This window comes from Streptomyces sp. NBC_01257 (assembly GCF_035917255.1).
GTDB lineage: Bacteria > Actinomycetota > Actinomycetes > Streptomycetales > Streptomycetaceae > Streptomyces.
Map to the genome: position 1 here is coordinate 4,221,272 of NZ_CP108472.1, position 14,285 is coordinate 4,235,556.

General features: G+C 69.3%; 14 protein-coding genes and 1 tRNA gene. 7 read left to right on the forward strand and 8 right to left on the reverse strand.

From position 1 onward, the window contains the following. Positions 1–260: 260 nt before the first annotated feature. Entirely contained in the window at positions 261–935 is a 675-nt protein-coding gene (locus OG408_RS18040) for a Crp/Fnr family transcriptional regulator (RefSeq protein WP_123460131.1), read from the forward strand. An 81-nt stretch (positions 936–1,016) separates the two neighbouring features. Here the strand turns inward: OG408_RS18040 and OG408_RS18045 are convergent, their stop codons facing one another. Continuing rightward, entirely contained in the window at positions 1,017–1,847 is an 831-nt protein-coding gene (locus tag OG408_RS18045; protein ID WP_285567612.1) for an MBL fold metallo-hydrolase, read from the reverse strand. Beyond that, complete coding sequence (locus OG408_RS18050; RefSeq protein ID WP_285567615.1) at positions 1,844–2,737, reverse strand: NUDIX hydrolase; 894 nt, start codon at positions 2,735–2,737, stop codon at positions 1,844–1,846. The genes OG408_RS18045 and OG408_RS18050 overlap by 4 nt, the downstream gene beginning before the upstream one ends. 54 nt (positions 2,738–2,791) lie before the next feature. Here OG408_RS18050 and OG408_RS18055 point away from each other — a divergent pair, with 54 nt between their 5' ends. After that, positions 2,792–2,914 (forward strand): hypothetical protein, encoded by a 123-nt coding sequence (locus tag OG408_RS18055; RefSeq protein WP_326670813.1) that lies wholly within the window; start codon positions 2,792–2,794, stop codon positions 2,912–2,914. A 90-nt stretch (positions 2,915–3,004) separates the two neighbouring features. Here the strand turns inward: OG408_RS18055 and OG408_RS18060 are convergent, their stop codons facing one another. Next, complete coding sequence (locus tag OG408_RS18060; RefSeq protein WP_219573178.1) at positions 3,005–3,475, reverse strand: RidA family protein; 471 nt, start codon at positions 3,473–3,475, stop codon at positions 3,005–3,007. Then, complete coding sequence (locus OG408_RS18065; RefSeq protein WP_093708112.1) at positions 3,475–3,633, reverse strand: DUF4177 domain-containing protein; 159 nt, start codon at positions 3,631–3,633, stop codon at positions 3,475–3,477. The genes OG408_RS18060 and OG408_RS18065 overlap by 1 nt, the downstream gene beginning before the upstream one ends. Positions 3,634–3,715: 82 nt before the next feature. On the opposite strand from OG408_RS18065, the gene OG408_RS18070 reads away from it, so the two are divergent. Continuing rightward, the gene (locus tag OG408_RS18070; RefSeq protein WP_266780115.1) at positions 3,716–4,711 is read left to right on the forward strand and encodes an ArsA family ATPase; all 996 of its coding nucleotides are present in this window, start codon (positions 3,716–3,718) and stop codon (positions 4,709–4,711) included. Further along, entirely contained in the window at positions 4,708–6,129 is a 1,422-nt protein-coding gene (locus OG408_RS18075) for an ArsA family ATPase (RefSeq protein ID WP_266780116.1), read from the forward strand. Before OG408_RS18070 ends, OG408_RS18075 begins: the two co-directional genes overlap by 4 nt. Positions 6,130–6,156: 27 nt before the next feature. Here OG408_RS18075 and OG408_RS18080 read toward each other — a convergent pair whose 3' ends face one another. Continuing rightward, the gene (locus tag OG408_RS18080) at positions 6,157–6,507 is read right to left on the reverse strand and encodes a WhiB family transcriptional regulator (RefSeq protein ID WP_018551136.1); all 351 of its coding nucleotides are present in this window, start codon (positions 6,505–6,507) and stop codon (positions 6,157–6,159) included. Between the two features lie 398 nt (positions 6,508–6,905). On the opposite strand from OG408_RS18080, the gene OG408_RS18085 reads away from it, so the two are divergent. Continuing rightward, a complete protein-coding gene (locus OG408_RS18085; RefSeq protein WP_326670814.1) occupies positions 6,906–9,155 on the forward strand; it encodes a transglycosylase domain-containing protein in 2,250 nt (749 codons plus the stop codon). A 109-nt stretch (positions 9,156–9,264) separates the two neighbouring features. Here OG408_RS18085 and OG408_RS18090 read toward each other — a convergent pair whose 3' ends face one another. Next, a complete protein-coding gene (locus OG408_RS18090) occupies positions 9,265–9,729 on the reverse strand; it encodes a GatB/YqeY domain-containing protein (protein ID WP_326670816.1) in 465 nt (154 codons plus the stop codon). A 79-nt stretch (positions 9,730–9,808) separates the two neighbouring features. Between OG408_RS18090 and OG408_RS18095 the strand changes: the two genes are divergently transcribed. Both OG408_RS18095 and OG408_RS18100 read left to right on the forward strand, forming a co-directional pair. Next, complete coding sequence (locus OG408_RS18095; RefSeq protein ID WP_266780119.1) at positions 9,809–10,750, forward strand: metallophosphoesterase; 942 nt, start codon at positions 9,809–9,811, stop codon at positions 10,748–10,750. A 94-nt stretch (positions 10,751–10,844) separates the two neighbouring features. Continuing rightward, a tRNA-Pro gene (locus OG408_RS18100) sits at positions 10,845–10,918 on the forward strand. A 41-nt stretch (positions 10,919–10,959) separates the two neighbouring features. On the opposite strand, the gene OG408_RS40180 is transcribed toward OG408_RS18100, so the two are convergent. Together OG408_RS40180 and OG408_RS18105 are read right to left on the reverse strand one after the other, a co-directional pair. After that, positions 10,960–11,697 (reverse strand): type ISP restriction/modification enzyme, encoded by a 738-nt coding sequence (locus OG408_RS40180; RefSeq protein WP_442806134.1) that lies wholly within the window; start codon positions 11,695–11,697, stop codon positions 10,960–10,962. Positions 11,698–11,973: 276 nt separating this feature from the next. After that, positions 11,974–14,091, reverse strand: coding sequence for a UvrD-helicase domain-containing protein (locus OG408_RS18105; RefSeq protein WP_326670818.1), 2,118 nt, complete (start codon positions 14,089–14,091; stop codon positions 11,974–11,976). Positions 14,092–14,285: the final 194 nt, after the last annotated feature.

Here is a 14,285-nt window from a genome sequence, read left to right on the forward strand (position 1 = left end):
CGCCCACAGCGGAATTACGGCCTTCCGACACCCCATCAGCCCCTTTGGCCTGCACTCTCACCGGCGATCTGGACACCCGGCCAGCCTAGAGCCCAGCACTGACATCCGCCCCGGTCACCGGTGATCCGCCCCCAATCGGCCCCCTGCCGTACGCTCCGGCACGCGCGTGCGTCAAACTGGTTTGTGATTGATCGCACTGTTTTACCGTCCGGCATGATGGGGACCACGGTTCCCTGAACAGGCCGACAAGGAGAGAACTCGTGGACGACGTTCTGCGGCGCGCCCCGCTTTTCGCGGCGCTCGATGACGAGCAGGCCGCGGAGCTCCGCGCCTCGATGAGTGAGGTGACCCTCGCGCGCGGAGACGCGCTGTTCCACGAGGGTGACCCGGGCGACCGCCTCTATGTGGTCACCGAGGGCAAGGTGAAGCTCCACCGCACCTCCCCCGACGGGCGCGAGAACATGCTGGCGGTCCTCGGCCCCGGCGAACTGATCGGTGAGCTGTCGCTCTTCGACCCGGGCCCGCGCACCGCCACCGCCACCGCGCTGACCGAGGTCAAGCTCCTCGGCCTCGGCCACGGCGACCTTCAGCCCTGGCTGAACGTCCGCCCCGAGGTGGCCACGGCCCTGCTGCGCGCCGTCGCCCGGCGCCTGCGCAAGACCAACGACCAGATGTCCGACCTGGTCTTCTCCGACGTGCCGGGCCGCGTCGCCCGCGCCCTCCTCGACCTGTCGCGCCGCTTCGGCGTCCAGTCGGAGGAAGGTATCCACGTCGTGCACGACCTGACGCAGGAGGAGCTCGCCCAGCTGGTCGGCGCCTCCCGCGAGACGGTCAACAAGGCCCTCGCCGACTTCGCCGGCCGCGGCTGGCTGCGGCTGGAGGCCCGCGCGGTGATCCTGCTGGACGTGGAGCGGCTGGCCAAGAGGTCCCGCTGACCGTCGCCGTACGCAACGTCCGAGGGGCCCCGCCGACACCGGCGGGGCCCCTCGCGCATACCGTCCCGGCAGGGCCGTCCGTCAGATCAGCCCGTGCTCCCGCAGATAGTCCAGCTGCGCCCGCACCGACAGCTCGGCCGCCGGCCACAGGGACCGGTCCACGTCCGCGTACACATGCGCCACCACCTGCGACGACGTCAGGTAGCCGGACTCCACGGCCGTCTCCACCTGCGCCAGCCGGTTCGCCCGGTGCGCCAGGTAGAACTCGACCGCGCCCTGCGCGTCGTCCAGCACCGGGCCGTGTCCCGGCAGCACCGTCTGCACCCCGTCGTCGACCGTCATCGAGCGCAGCCGCCGCAGCGAGTCGAGGTAGTCCCCCAGCCGCCCGTCGGGGTGGGCCACCAGCGTCGTACCGCGCCCGAGGATCGTGTCCCCCGTCAGCACCGCGCGGTCGGCGGGCAGATGGAAGGAGAGCGAGTCCGCGGTGTGGCCAGGGGTCGGCACCACGTACATCTCCAGGCCGCCGGTCGTGATCACATCACCCGTGCCCAGGCCCTCGTCGCCGAGGCGCAGCTCCGGGTCCAGGGCCCGCACCTTCGTCCGGGTCAGCTCGGCGAACCGGCCCGCGCCCTCCGCGTGGTCGGGATGCCCGTGGGTGAGGAGCGTGAGCGCGATCCGGCGCCCCGCCCGCTCGGCGGTGTCGATGACGGCCCGCAGATGGGTCTCGTCGAGCGGCCCCGGGTCGATGACCACCGCGAGGTCCGAGTCCGGTTCGGCGACGATCCAGGTGTTGGTGCCGTCCAGGGTCATCGCCGACGCGTTGGGTGCGAGGACGTTGACCGTACGGGCCGTGGCCGCCCCGGAGATCACGCCGCCGCGCGGCTGGCCCGGCAGCAGTGCCGCGTCGCTCATGCCGCACCGCCCCCGGCGCCGCCCGCGGGGATGTGTTTGGTGAACTCCTCGTGCCCCGGCCAGCTCAGCACCAGCTCGTCGCCCTCCAGACGGGCCTGTGCGAGCACGGGGGTGAGGTCCTGGCCCGACGCCGCCTCCAGCGCCTGCGCGGCGGAGGCGTACGGCCTGAGCGTGCGCAGCGTGGAGACAGTCGGCGGCATCATCAGCAGCTCACCGCGGTCGTAACCGTCGGCCGCCTCGCCCGGAGCGATCCACACCGTGCGGTCGGCCTCCGTCGAGGCGTTGCGGGTGCGCTGGCCGGCCGGGAGCGCGGCGACGAAGAACCAGGTGTCGTAGCGGCGCGGTTCGAACTCCGGAGTGATCCAGCGCGCCCACGCGCCGAGCAGGTCGGAGCGCAGCACCAGCCCGCGGCGGTCGAGGAAATCGGCGAACGACAGCTCCCGCGCGACCAGTGCCTCCCGCTCGGCCTCCCAGTCCGCGCCGGTGGTATCCGTGACGACCGTGCCGGCGGTCGGGCCCGCGAGCAGGACGCCCGCCTCCTCGTACGTCTCGCGGACCGCCGCGCAGACGATCGCCTGCGCCTCGGCCGGCGTACCGACCCCGAGCCGCCGCGCCCAGACCTCCAGCGCGGGTCCGGCCCAGCGGACGAGCCGGTCGTCGTCCCGCGGGTCGACCCCGCCACCCGGATAGGCGTACGCACCTCCGGCAAAGGCCATCGAGGTGCGCCGGCGCAGCATGTGGACCGTGGGCCCGCCCCCGGTACCCGCGGCGGCGTCCCGGAGCAGCATCACGGTGGCGGCCCGCCGGGGGGCCGCGGCCGTCAGTTCGCCGGTGGCGAGGGCCCGGATCCGGTCGGGCCATTCCGGTGGGTACCACTGACCATTGGACATGGCCGGAGGCTATCCGGAACAGCGAGGATGTTCGAGGGGGACGGGGATCCGTACATGCCCCGTACACAGAGCCTGCCGTGCGCGGGAGTCCTCTGCGACGCGAGCGCCGTGCACCGCTCCGTCGGCACGGAGCCGGCCCTGCGCGGGAGTCCCGCACCCAGTCCCGTACGCAGCTGATCCCGCCCGGTCGTCACGACCGGGCGGGATCAGAACGGCGCGGCCGGTGTCGGACACCGGCTGCGGTACGGCTTCGGTACGGGGTTCGGCTCAGGCTCCGGTCAGCTCGACCTGGACCTCGACCTCGACGGGCGCGTCCAGCGGCAGCACGGCGACACCGACGGCGCTGCGGGCGTGGACGCCCTTGTCGCCGAGGACCGCGCCGAGCAGCTCACTCGCCCCGTTGATCACGGCGGGCTGACCGGTGAAGTCGGTGGCCGAGGCGACGAAGCCGACGACCTTCACGACGCGCGCGATCCGGTCCAGGTCGCCCGCGACCGACTTCACGGCGGCCAGCGCGTTGAGCGCGCAGGTCTTCGCCAGCTCCTTGGCCTCGTCGGGCGTGACCTCCGCGCCGACCTTGCCGGTGACGGCGAGCTTGCCGTCCACCATCGGCAGCTGGCCCGAGGTGTACACGTACACCCCGGACTGCACGGCCGGCTGGTACGAGGCCAGCGGCGGCACGACGTCGGGCAGGGCCAGTCCGAGCTCGGCGAGCTTCGCCTCGACGGCGCCCGCCACTACTGCTTCGCCCGCTTCAGGTAGGCCACGAGCTGCTCGGGGTTGTTCGGGCCGGGAACGACCTGGACCAGCTCCCAGCCGTCCTCGCCCCAGGTGTCCAGAATCTGCTTGGTCGCGTGCACGAGAAGGGGCACGGTCGCGTATTCCCACTTGGTCATGGCCCGACTGTAATGCCTGCGCAATCCCTTGCACGCGCAGCCTCGTGCGTAGCCTGCGGTGCGACTGGTTAGGCTCGAATACGTGAGCAGGTTCCAGGTCGTCAGCGGCAAGGGCGGTACCGGTAAGACCACGGTCGCCGCCGCCCTCGCGCTCGCCCTCGCGACCGAGGGCAGGCGCACCCTCCTCGTCGAGGTCGAGGGCAGACAGGGCATCGCCCAGCTCTTCGAGGCGGAGTCCCTCCCCTACGAGGAGCGCAAGATCGCCGTAGCGCCGGGCGGCGGCGAGGTGTACGCACTGGCGATCGACGCCGAGCGCGCCCTCCTCGACTACCTCCAGATGTTCTACAAACTCGGCAGCGCGGGCCGGGCGCTCAAGAAACTCGGCGCGATCGACTTCGCCACCACCATCGCGCCCGGCGTCCGGGACGTCCTGCTCACGGGCAAGGCGTGCGAGGCGGTGCGCCGCAAGGACAAGCGGAACCGGTTCGTCTATGACTACGTGATCATGGACGCCCCGCCGACCGGCCGCATCACCCGCTTCCTCAACGTGAACGACGAGGTGGCGGGCCTGGCCCGGATCGGCCCGATACACAATCAGGCGCAGGCCGTGATGCGGGTGCTGAAGTCCCCCGAGACCGCGGTGCACCTGGTGACCCTGCTGGAGGAGATGCCGGTCCAGGAGACCGCCGACGGCATCGCGGAGCTGCGGGCCGCCGAGCTGCCGGTGGGCCGGGTGATCGTGAACATGGTGCGCCCGCACCTGCTGGACGAGGACGCGTTGCGCACCGCCGCGGGCGGCCGGCGCAAGGAGATCGCCAAGACCCTCACCCGGGCCGGTGTGACCGGCTCCGCCGGGCTCGTACGCCCCCTGGTCGAGCAGGCGGCCGAGCACGCCCAGCGGGTGGAGCTGGAGCGTGAGCAGCGCGCCGTGCTGGCGGGTCTGGGACTCGCGGGGTACGAACTCCCGTTGATCGGTGAGGGCGTGGATCCGGCCGGGCTGTACGAGCTGGCGGTCGAGCTCCGCAAGCAGGGTGTGGGCGAAGGGGCGGCGGAAGCGGAACAAGGGGTGGGTTCATGACAGCGGACGCGGACACCGGCACGGAAACGGATACGGGCGCGGACACCGAGGATGCGGCCGCGGGCACGGCCGCCTCTCCCGCCCTGGACACCGACGCCCTCCTCGACGACCCGGACATCCGGATCGTCGTGTGCTGCGGCTCGGGCGGCGTGGGCAAGACGACGACCGCGGCGGCCCTCGGCGTACGCGCGGCGGAACGCGGCCGCAAGGTCGTCGTCCTCACCATCGACCCGGCCCGCAGGCTCGCCCAGTCCATGGGCATCGACTCCCTGGACAACATCCCGCGCCGGGTGGAGGGCGTCGGGACGCCGGGCTCCGGCGAGCTGCACGCCATGATGCTCGACATGAAGCGGACCTTCGACGAGATCGTCGAGGCGCACGCGGACGGCGAGCGGGCCCGCGCGATCCTGGAGAACCCCTTCTACCAGTCCCTGTCGGCCGGTTTCGCGGGCACGCAGGAGTACATGGCGATGGAGAAGCTCGGCCAGCTGCGGGCGCGCGACACCTGGGACCTGATCGTCGTCGACACCCCGCCGTCGCGGTCCGCGCTGGACTTCCTGGACGCGCCGAAGCGGCTGGGCTCGTTCCTGGACGGGAAGTTCATCAAGCTGCTGATGGCTCCGGCGAAGATGGGCGGCCGGGCCGGAATGAAGTTCCTCAACGTGGGCATGTCGATGATGACCGGGACGCTGGGCAAGCTGCTCGGCGGCCAGTTCCTGCGTGATGTGCAGACCTTCGTCGCCGCGATGGACACCATGTTCGGCGGGTTCCGCACCCGCGCCGACGCCACGTACAAGCTCCTCCAGGCACCCGGCACGGCGTTCCTCGTCGTCGCGACGCCCGAGCGGGACGCGCTCCGCGAGGCGGCGTACTTCGTGGAGCGGCTGGCCGCGGAGGACATGCCGCTGGCGGGTCTGGTCCTCAACCGGGTGCACGGCAGTGACGCCGCCCGGCTCTCCGCGGAGCGCGCGCTGGCCGCCGCGGAAAATCTTGAGGCCGACGGCATTGTGGATCAGGGGGCCGGGAAGGCTGGACTTCGTGAGCCCGCCGACTCCCCCGCGGCCGGTTCCGCACCGACCACGGACACCCCTGGAGCCGCCACCCCCGAACAGCCCGAGCACGCCTCGGAGCACGAGCCCGCCGGCGCCCGCGCCGGAGAGGCCCCCGCAGTCGAGGGCGACACGCCTGCGGACGCCGTGACCGTCGAACAGCTGACGGCAGGTCTGTTGCGTCTGCATGCCGAACGGATGCAGGTGGTCGCGCGCGAACAGCGCACACGCGACCGCTTCACCGCGCTGCATCCCGAGGTGGCCGTGACCGCGGTGGCCGCGCTCCCCGGAGATGTCCATGACCTCGCAGGGCTGCGGGCCATCGGGGACCGGCTCGCGACCGGTTCCGCCTCGGCCGGAGCTGCGTAGTCCCCTCGTCCGTCCTGCCGCCCGGGGCTACCCCACGGCGGCGAACGTCTCGTGCAGTTCGTCGTCCTCCAGCCCGATCGCCACGGGCAGGATGCCCGTGGACCGCTCGTACTCGCTGCGTGCGGTCTCCAGCAGCCGGCGCCAGGACGTGACGGTCGGGCGCCTGCGCAGCAGTGCGCGGCGCTCCCGCTCGGTCATTCCGCCCCACACGCCGAATTCGACGCGATTGTCCAGCGCATCGGCCAGGCACTCGGTCCGCACCGGACATCCGGTGCACACCGCCTTGGCCCTGTTCTGCGCTGCCCCTTGTACGAACAGTTCATCCGGATCGGTAGTGCGGCAGGCTGCCTGCGCACTCCAGTCGGTTACCCAGCCCATCCCGGCGCCGTCCTCTCCCGAATCGAGGCTCCCCCACGGCGGAAGCGGCATATTCACCGCTGCCAGTTGAGGACGTTACGGAAGGTGGCGACAGCACAACACCCCCTTCGGGCCCAATCTTGAATGGCCCGAACGGACTATGCGTATGCGGCAGATCACCCAGGGGAGTGAGGTGAGGACATGCGCGACTATCCCGGAAGAATCGGGACAGTTCACCTGAGTCACAACGGACTTTCGATGACACAAGAGGCGAATTCGGGAGCGCCTGAACTCGTGGCCGGGTCGTGCACAGGGTCATGCAGGGGGGTTGATACGAAACCGGACTGCTGTGACAGTTGAGAGCAGCTTAGGCCAAGGCATATACGTGTGTCCGGCGAATGAGAACGTAGGCTGCCCCCATGCCAAAGAAGCGCTCGGGCGGGGGTCTCACGACGACCCAGCAGGCCGCCAAGTTCCTCGGTGTCGCCGCACTCTCCGGAGTGGTCCTGGCGGGCATCGCGCTGCCGGCCGCCGGAGCACTGGGTCTCGCCGCCAAGGGAACGGTCGACGGATTCGACGAGATCCCGGCCAATCTGAAGACTCCGCCGCTCAGCCAGCGCACCACGATCCTGGACAACCAGGGCGGCCAGATCGCCACGGTCTACTCACGGGACCGCACCGTGGTGCCGCTGACGAAGATCTCCCCGTACATGCAGAAGGCGATCATCGCCATCGAGGACGCCCGCTTCTACGAGCACGGCGCGGTCGACCTCAAGGGCATCCTGCGCGCGATGAACCGCAACGTACAAGCGGGCGGGACCGCGCAGGGCGCGTCGACCCTCACCCAGCAGTACGTGAAGAACGTCTTCGTCGAGGAGGCCGGCGACGACCCGGCCAAGGTCGCCGAGGCCACCCAGCAGACGCTGGGCCGCAAGGTCCAGGAGCTGAAGTACGCGATCCAGGTCGAGGAAGAACTCGGCAAGAAGAAGATCCTGGAGAACTACCTCAACATCACCTTCTTCGGGCAGCAGGCGTACGGGGTCGAGGCGGCCTCCCAGCGCTACTTCTCCAAGTCGGCGAAGGACCTGAAGCTGGAGGAGGCGGCGCTGCTGGCCGGCATCGTGCAGTCGCCCAGCCGCTACGACCCCGTCAACGACACGGAGGAGGCGACCAAGCGTCGCAACACCGTGATCCAGCGGATGGCCGATGTCGGGGACATCTCGCAGGAGGAGGCCACCAAGGCCCAGGAGACCCCGATCAAGCTGAAGGTGAAGCGGCCGAAGAACGGCTGCATCACCGCGGTGAGCGGGTCCGGCTTCTTCTGCGACTACGTACGCCAGATCGTCACGAGCGACCCGGCCTTCGGCAAGACCGCGAAGGACCGCGCCAAGCTCTGGGCGACCGGCGGCCTGACCATCAAGACGACCCTGGACCCGCGGTCCCAGGCCGCCTCCAACGAGGCCGCGACCTCCCGGGTCAACGAGACCGACAAGGTCGCCGCGTCGGTCGTCCAGGTACAGCCCGGCACCGGCCAGATCCTGGCGATGGCCCAGTCCCGCCCGTACGGACTGGACCAGTCCAAGCACCAGACCGTGCTGAACCTCTCCGTCGACAACAAGATGGGCGGCAGCTACGCCGGCTTCCAGGTCGGGTCGACCTTCAAGCCGATCACCGCCGCCGCCGCGCTGGAGAAGGGCATCAGCCCGGCGCAGAGCTTCACCACGCCTTCCTCGATCACCCTCCCCGCCGACGCCTTCCACACCTGCGACGGCCAGGCCGCGGACACCATCCCGTGGGACGTGGAGAACGAGACGGAGTCGGAGAAGGGCACCTTCGACATGACCAGCGCGCTGGGCAAGTCGATCAACACCTACTTCGCCAAGCTGGAGGAGAAGGCCGGCCTCTGCGAGACGCTCACCATGGCGAAGAAGGTCGGCTACGACCGCGGCGACAACAAGCCGCTGCTGCAGAACCCCGCCACCACCCTCGGCGGCCAGGAGTCGACACCGCTGGCCATGGCCTCGGTGTACGCCACCTTCGCCAACCGCGGGAAGTACTGCTCCCCGGTCGCGATCCTGTCGGTGACCAAGCCGGACGGCGGCAAGATCGGCGTACCGAAGTCGACGTGCCGGGACGCCATGAGCGAGCACACGGCCGACACCATCAACCAGATGCTCAAGGGCGTCGTCGAGGACGGCACCGGTACGGCGGCCGGCCTCAGCGACCGTGACAACGCGGGCAAGACCGGTACGACCGACGAGCGCAAGAACGCCTGGTTCGTCGGCTACACCCCGAACCTGTCCACGGCGGTGTGGGTCGGCAGCGACGGCTCCCACCAGGTCCCGATGAGCAACATCACCATCGGCGGCCAGTACTACGAGGACGTCTGCGGTGGCTGTCTGCCGGGCCCGATCTGGCGGACGGCGATGACGGGCTCCCTGAACGCCTCGGAGACTCCGGCCTTCACCCCGGTCGACGTACCGCGGGCGAAGCCCAAGGAGGACAAGGACAAGGACAAGAAGGGCCGCGACAAGAACAAGCCGGGCGAGGGCGACGACAAGCCCGGCGACGACAGCCCCTTCCCCGGTATCAGCATTCCGCCGAACCTGATCGGCGGAAACGACGGCGACGGCCGCGGTCAGCAGGACGGCGGGACGAACGGCCCCTGAGCCGCTTCCTCCGCACGGCACGCATGAAGGTGGGGCGCCCCTCGTACGAGGTGCGCCCCACCTTCATGTCCGCCTGCTGTACGCCTGTCCGCCCGCTGTACGCGCGGCCTCAGCCGGCGAGGAGCTTCTTCACCGCGGCGGCCACCCGGCCGCCCTCGGCGCGCCCCGCGACCTTCGGGTTCACGATCTTCATGACGGCGCCCATCGCCCGCGGCCCCTCGGCCCCGGCGGCCTTCGCCTCGTCGACGGCGGACGCCACGACCGCGGTCAGCTCGTCGTCACTCAGCTGCTGCGGGAGGTAGGCGTCGAGCAGCTCGCCCTCCCGCTTCTCCCGCTCGGCCTGCTCGGTCCGGCCGCCCTTGGCGAAGGCCTCCGCCGCCTCGCGGCGCTTCTTGGCCTCCTTGGCGATCACCTTCTGCACCTCGTCGTCGGAGAGTTCGCGGGCCGTCTTGCCGCCGACCTCCTCCTTGGTGATCGCGGTGAGGGTCAGCCGGAGCGTGGACGAGGTCAGCTCGTCGCGCGCCTTCATGGCCGTGGTGAGGTCTTCCTTGAGCTTGGACTTGAGCGTGGTCATGGGGTGATTGTGGCAGGTGCGGGGTGCCCGCCGCCCGCCGGTTTTCCTGCGGGCACGCCCTGTCTGCGACGATGGGCGCATGCGCGCACGCTACGGAGTACCCCTGAAAATCACGGCGGTCACCGCCGCGGCCGGCGCCGCCGGTCTCGCCTACGCGGCCGGATTCGAGGCCCGCTCGTTCCGCCTGCGACGGATCACCGTCCCGGTACTCCCGCACGGAGCCCGCCCGTTGCGCGTTCTGCAGGTTTCCGACGTGCACATGGTCTGCGGCCAGCGCAAGAAGCGCGCCTGGCTGCAGTCCCTGGCCGGACTGCGCCCGGACTTCGTCGTGAACACCGGCGACAACCTCTCGGACCCGGAGGCCGTACCGGAGCTGCTCGACGCGCTCGGCCCGCTGATGGAGTTCCCGGGCGTCTACGTCTTCGGCTCCAACGACTACTACGGCCCCAAGCTCCGCAACCCCGTCCGCTACCTCTTCGAGAAGGCCGCGGGCAAGCACGGGCTCAACGGGAACGCCCCGGCGGTCGGCGTCATCCACAACCCGTGGCAGCCGATGCGGGACGCCTTCGACGACGCGGGCTGGCTGAACCTGTCCAACATGCGCGGCCGCCTCAAGATCGACGGCCTGGAGCTGGCCTTCACCGGCCTCGACGACCCGCACATCAAGCGCGACCGCTACGCCGAGGTCGCGGGCGGCCCCGAGACGGGCGCCGACCTCTCCATCGGCGTGGTCCACGCCCCCTACCTGCGCTCCCTCGACGCCTTCACCGCGGACGGCTACCCCCTGATCCTGGCCGGCCACACCCACGGCGGCCAGGTCTGCATCCCCTTCTACGGCGCCCTTGTCACCAACTGCGACCTGGACACGGACCGGGTCAAGGGCCTCTCCTCCCACACGGCCGACGGCCACCGCGCGTACCTCCACGTCTCGGCCGGCTGCGGCGCGAACCGCTACACCCCGGTCCGCTTCGCCTGCCCCCCGGAAGCGACCCTGCTGACGCTGACGGCACGGGACGCGTGACCGGGGCACCCGCCCGATCGGCACAAAAAGCGGATTTCGTCTCCGGGCGCCGGTGGGCTAAAGTAATCGATGTCGCCGGGAGACCGGCGGCGATCGGGGTGTAGCGCAGCTTGGCAGCGCGCTTCGTTCGGGACGAAGAGGTCGTGGGTTCAAATCCCGCCACCCCGACAGCCGTAAGACCAGGTCAGGGGCCTGATCCACTTAGTGGATCAGGCCCCTGAGTGGTTTCCGGAGATCGTTTGGGAGAGAACCGGGAGAAGATCTTGCTCCCGGTGCCCCAAGGGTTCCTCCTCGCTAGGACTGCCCGCCAGTGCGCAGTCGACCACCCTCCGGGCTGCACATCCACGTACCTTCGGTTCATCCCCCTTGGCCGCCATCGCCCAGGGCGGCGCAACGACAGCACTCGTCCACTCGTCCGACAGCTGCACGGCAGCCCCTGGGCAGGCCCAGGCCCAGGGTCCGCCCCGGGCCGTCATAGCCCTGGCTTCGTCTCTCATCCAGAGGCGGCTGCGACGGGCTTGAGTGCGTGTCCTGGCACCGGGATAACGCCGCCCTCCGCCAGGTCCCGTACGGAGTGCAGAGAGCCGGCACAGACAGCTTCCAGCACGTCTCGTTGAGCCGGTTCCTCCTGGACCAACAAGCCAAGGATGTTGAACACTCAGCAACTCGCTTGTCCAGTCAGGAGGCCAACGCCGGGCCACCACATGGTCGAGCTCCAGACGTCGCTTACCCGCAGGCTCCTTCCGGCGATAGTTGAACCACTTGTCCGGTACGTTCATCCGGGAGACCTGATATTCCCTGGTGGACAGTCGCACGGGCGCGATGCATCCCGAACCGATCCACAGGCGCTGCTCGTCCGGCTCGTACCGAAGCGTCTGCGGCATGCCCTCCTCAGTGTCCGGCATCTCCACGGCGCAGCGAGGACGGTCAGAGGGAAGCCGAGGCATCTCCCGCTTGCGTCCTTTTGCGTGATCCGCGAAGCGGTCACCGTACGGTTGCAGCCGTAGGCACGCGACGGTCGATGCGAACCGCACGACCCCACAGAAGAACACGCGTGCCCATCCATATGCACCCGCGCCACAACCACCACAAGCCACCGCACGATCACCGGCAGGAGCCGTGGCCTCCAGCCGCAAACGAGGGCCGAGTGATCAGCCGGGGCCTGTCACATCAAACCGAACGTACGTTCTTGGTATGTGAAATGGGTCTGGTTGTCTTGTCGGTCATCGCCCCTCGCCGTGCCGTTTCACGCTTCCCAGCCACAGCAGGTCACGCGCTCGGGTCATGGCCACGAATAGTTGGCTGCGGACCAGCTCGTTGCGCTCGCGTTCGGTTCCCGAGGCTTCCGTGCCGTGTGGTGTACGGGCGCCGCTCGCCAAGGTGGCGTCATGCTCAGGGAGATAGACGCACTTGAACTCCAGGCCCTTGGCTCGGCGATAGCTGCCGAGTTTGACGGCGTCGACGGGGCGGCCGTCGTAGTGCTCAAGCAGGCATACGGAGATGCCCGCCCGCTCGAGGAGCCGCTGGTAGTGACTGATGGCACGCATGGACGGGCAGAGCACTGCGGTGTCCGGGCGGGCTCCTGGCGGCAAGCCCCGCAACGCTTCCAAGAGGGCCTGGTCGTGCTCGTCCGACGTCGGCTTCGATACCCGGATCACCTGGCCGTCGTGATACGTGAGATCGACGTCTCTGCGGCCCGGCGTTGGGAGCCCGTCGATGTCCTCGAAGGAGTCCTCGGCGACGACTGCCAGTGCCGTATCAAGGATCTTCTTGCCGTTGCGGTAGTTGGTGCGCAGCACTTGACCACGGTCACCGCGGATGTCGATACCGGCGTCGGACAGGCGGAAACCGCCCGGGTAGACCGCCTGTTGGCCGTCGCCAACCAGCAACAGTCCGTTGGGTGCATCGCCGACGAGAACGTGTAGGAGCCTCACTCCTACCAGGGTCAGGTCTTGGACCTCATCGACGATCACTGCTGAATAGCGGTGCTGTGCTGTACTGCGCCGCGCTTGCGCCAGGGCGAGGGAGAGGACGTCATTGAAGTCGTGTACGCCGCGCTCGGTACGGAGTGCTTCGTAGGCCTCGTACAAAGTCCAAACGGCCTGCCGATGCGGACGCCGCAGACTCGCACGACGCCGTCGGCGGGGCACTGTGGCGTACTCCTCGAAGGACATGACGCCGCGTCCCTTGATGACGTGGTCGATCTCCTCCTTCCAGTAGCCCGGGCCCGGGTCGATCTCGGCCAGACAACTGTCACGGCCGACGTGCTTCCAAGCGAGGCTGAAGGCGGTCTGGGCCTTGTCTCCGTGTAACCGGACAGGGACACCGCTGTCGTGCAGGAACTCCTGGGCCCAGGAGTGCAGACTTCGGAAGTCGACCCTGTCGGCTACAGCAGGAGACATCGTCTTGAGGAACGTCGCCTGCACGCGTGGGAGATTGTTGGCGAAGGTGACATACAGGAGCCGACCGGTGGTGCGTTGGGCGAGGTGGGCCGCACGGTGCAGGCCAACAACGGTCTTGCCCGTTCCTGCAGGGCCACTGATCCGTGCCGGACCGGCCCAGTTGCGGCGCACCAGAGCTACCTGATCCGGGTGGAGAAAGGTCATCCACTGCTCGATCGGGGCCCGCAGCGCTTCCTCCAGCGCCGCTTCGCGCAGCCCGGCAAGGTCAAACAGGCCGTCGGACAGTTCTCCTTGCTGCTGCACGTGAGGCGATGACGGTGCTGTCTGCGTTACGGACGATCCCTCATAATCGGGGAGGACCCGCTCCAGGTGGTCGGCGACGGCGCGTACGGATTCGGCGCGCAGTCGACCGCGCTCCTTCAGCAGGGCCGGCCCGACCTCATGCTCTCCCAGGAGACGGATCCTGCCCAGACCAGCATCTATGCGATGCCCTGCAAAGACCATGAGGGGTTGGACAGCGACCGGAGACATTCCCAAGGACGCCACTGCCGACTCGGTGGCCTTCGTCACGGCCAGGAGCCTGGTTGCGTGCTCATCGCGGAGCTCTCCGCCGGCACGAAGCGTCCCCTCCGATGTCTCCGGTGCGGAGCGCCAGTTCTTGATGTCGACAACGAAGACACCGCCCGGACCGACCAGCAGCATGTCCACGTTGGCCCCCCGCGTGCTTGGCCACCTGCGGTCAACCAGTAATCGCCATCCCCGCGCTGTCAAGACCAACAGTTGGGCGGCTAACCTGCGTTCGCCCTCGCTGGCGGTTTCCCACCGCCGAGCCTGCCGACGGGCCGCCTGCCACTGCTCCCTGAGCGTCCGCTCCTGCCGCCGCGCCTCCTGCGCCCGCCGCGACGCCGATCCACCAGCCGCCATGCCACGCTCCCTCATACGCAGAGTAGTGATCTTATGGCGATCGGCGACGGCAGGGCAGGGCGCACAACAGGCCAAGTTCATCCCCACCGACCAAGTTCAGCCATGCCTGCAGTCATCGAGCACATGTCGTTGAAGCCGGCTCAGCATCGATGGACCGCCTGCCACCGAGAGGCCCGTCCCGGCGTGAATGATGGGGAAGTCTTCGGCGA

Bases quoted from the DNA above. Each gene is read 5' to 3' on its own strand.
- OG408_RS18045 (WP_285567612.1), bottom strand. From the start codon at position 1,847: ATGAGCGACGCGGCACTGCTGCCGGGCCAGCCGCGCGGCGGCGTGATC.
- OG408_RS18050 (WP_285567615.1), bottom strand. From the start codon at position 2,737: ATGTCCAATGGTCAGTGGTACCCACCGGAATGGCCCGACCGGATCCGG.
- OG408_RS18055 (WP_326670813.1), top strand. From the start codon at position 2,792: ATGCCCCGTACACAGAGCCTGCCGTGCGCGGGAGTCCTCTGCGACGCG.
- OG408_RS18065 (WP_093708112.1), bottom strand. From the start codon at position 3,633: ATGACCAAGTGGGAATACGCGACCGTGCCCCTTCTCGTGCACGCGACC.
- OG408_RS18075 (WP_266780116.1), top strand. From the start codon at position 4,708: ATGACAGCGGACGCGGACACCGGCACGGAAACGGATACGGGCGCGGAC.
- OG408_RS18080 (WP_018551136.1), bottom strand. From the start codon at position 6,507: ATGGGCTGGGTAACCGACTGGAGTGCGCAGGCAGCCTGCCGCACTACC.
- OG408_RS18085 (WP_326670814.1), top strand. From the start codon at position 6,906: ATGCCAAAGAAGCGCTCGGGCGGGGGTCTCACGACGACCCAGCAGGCC.
- OG408_RS18090 (WP_326670816.1), bottom strand. From the start codon at position 9,729: ATGACCACGCTCAAGTCCAAGCTCAAGGAAGACCTCACCACGGCCATG.
- OG408_RS18095 (WP_266780119.1), top strand. From the start codon at position 9,809: ATGCGCGCACGCTACGGAGTACCCCTGAAAATCACGGCGGTCACCGCC.
- OG408_RS40180 (WP_442806134.1), bottom strand. From the start codon at position 11,697: ATGCCTCGGCTTCCCTCTGACCGTCCTCGCTGCGCCGTGGAGATGCCG.
- OG408_RS18105 (WP_326670818.1), bottom strand. From the start codon at position 14,091: ATGAGGGAGCGTGGCATGGCGGCTGGTGGATCGGCGTCGCGGCGGGCG.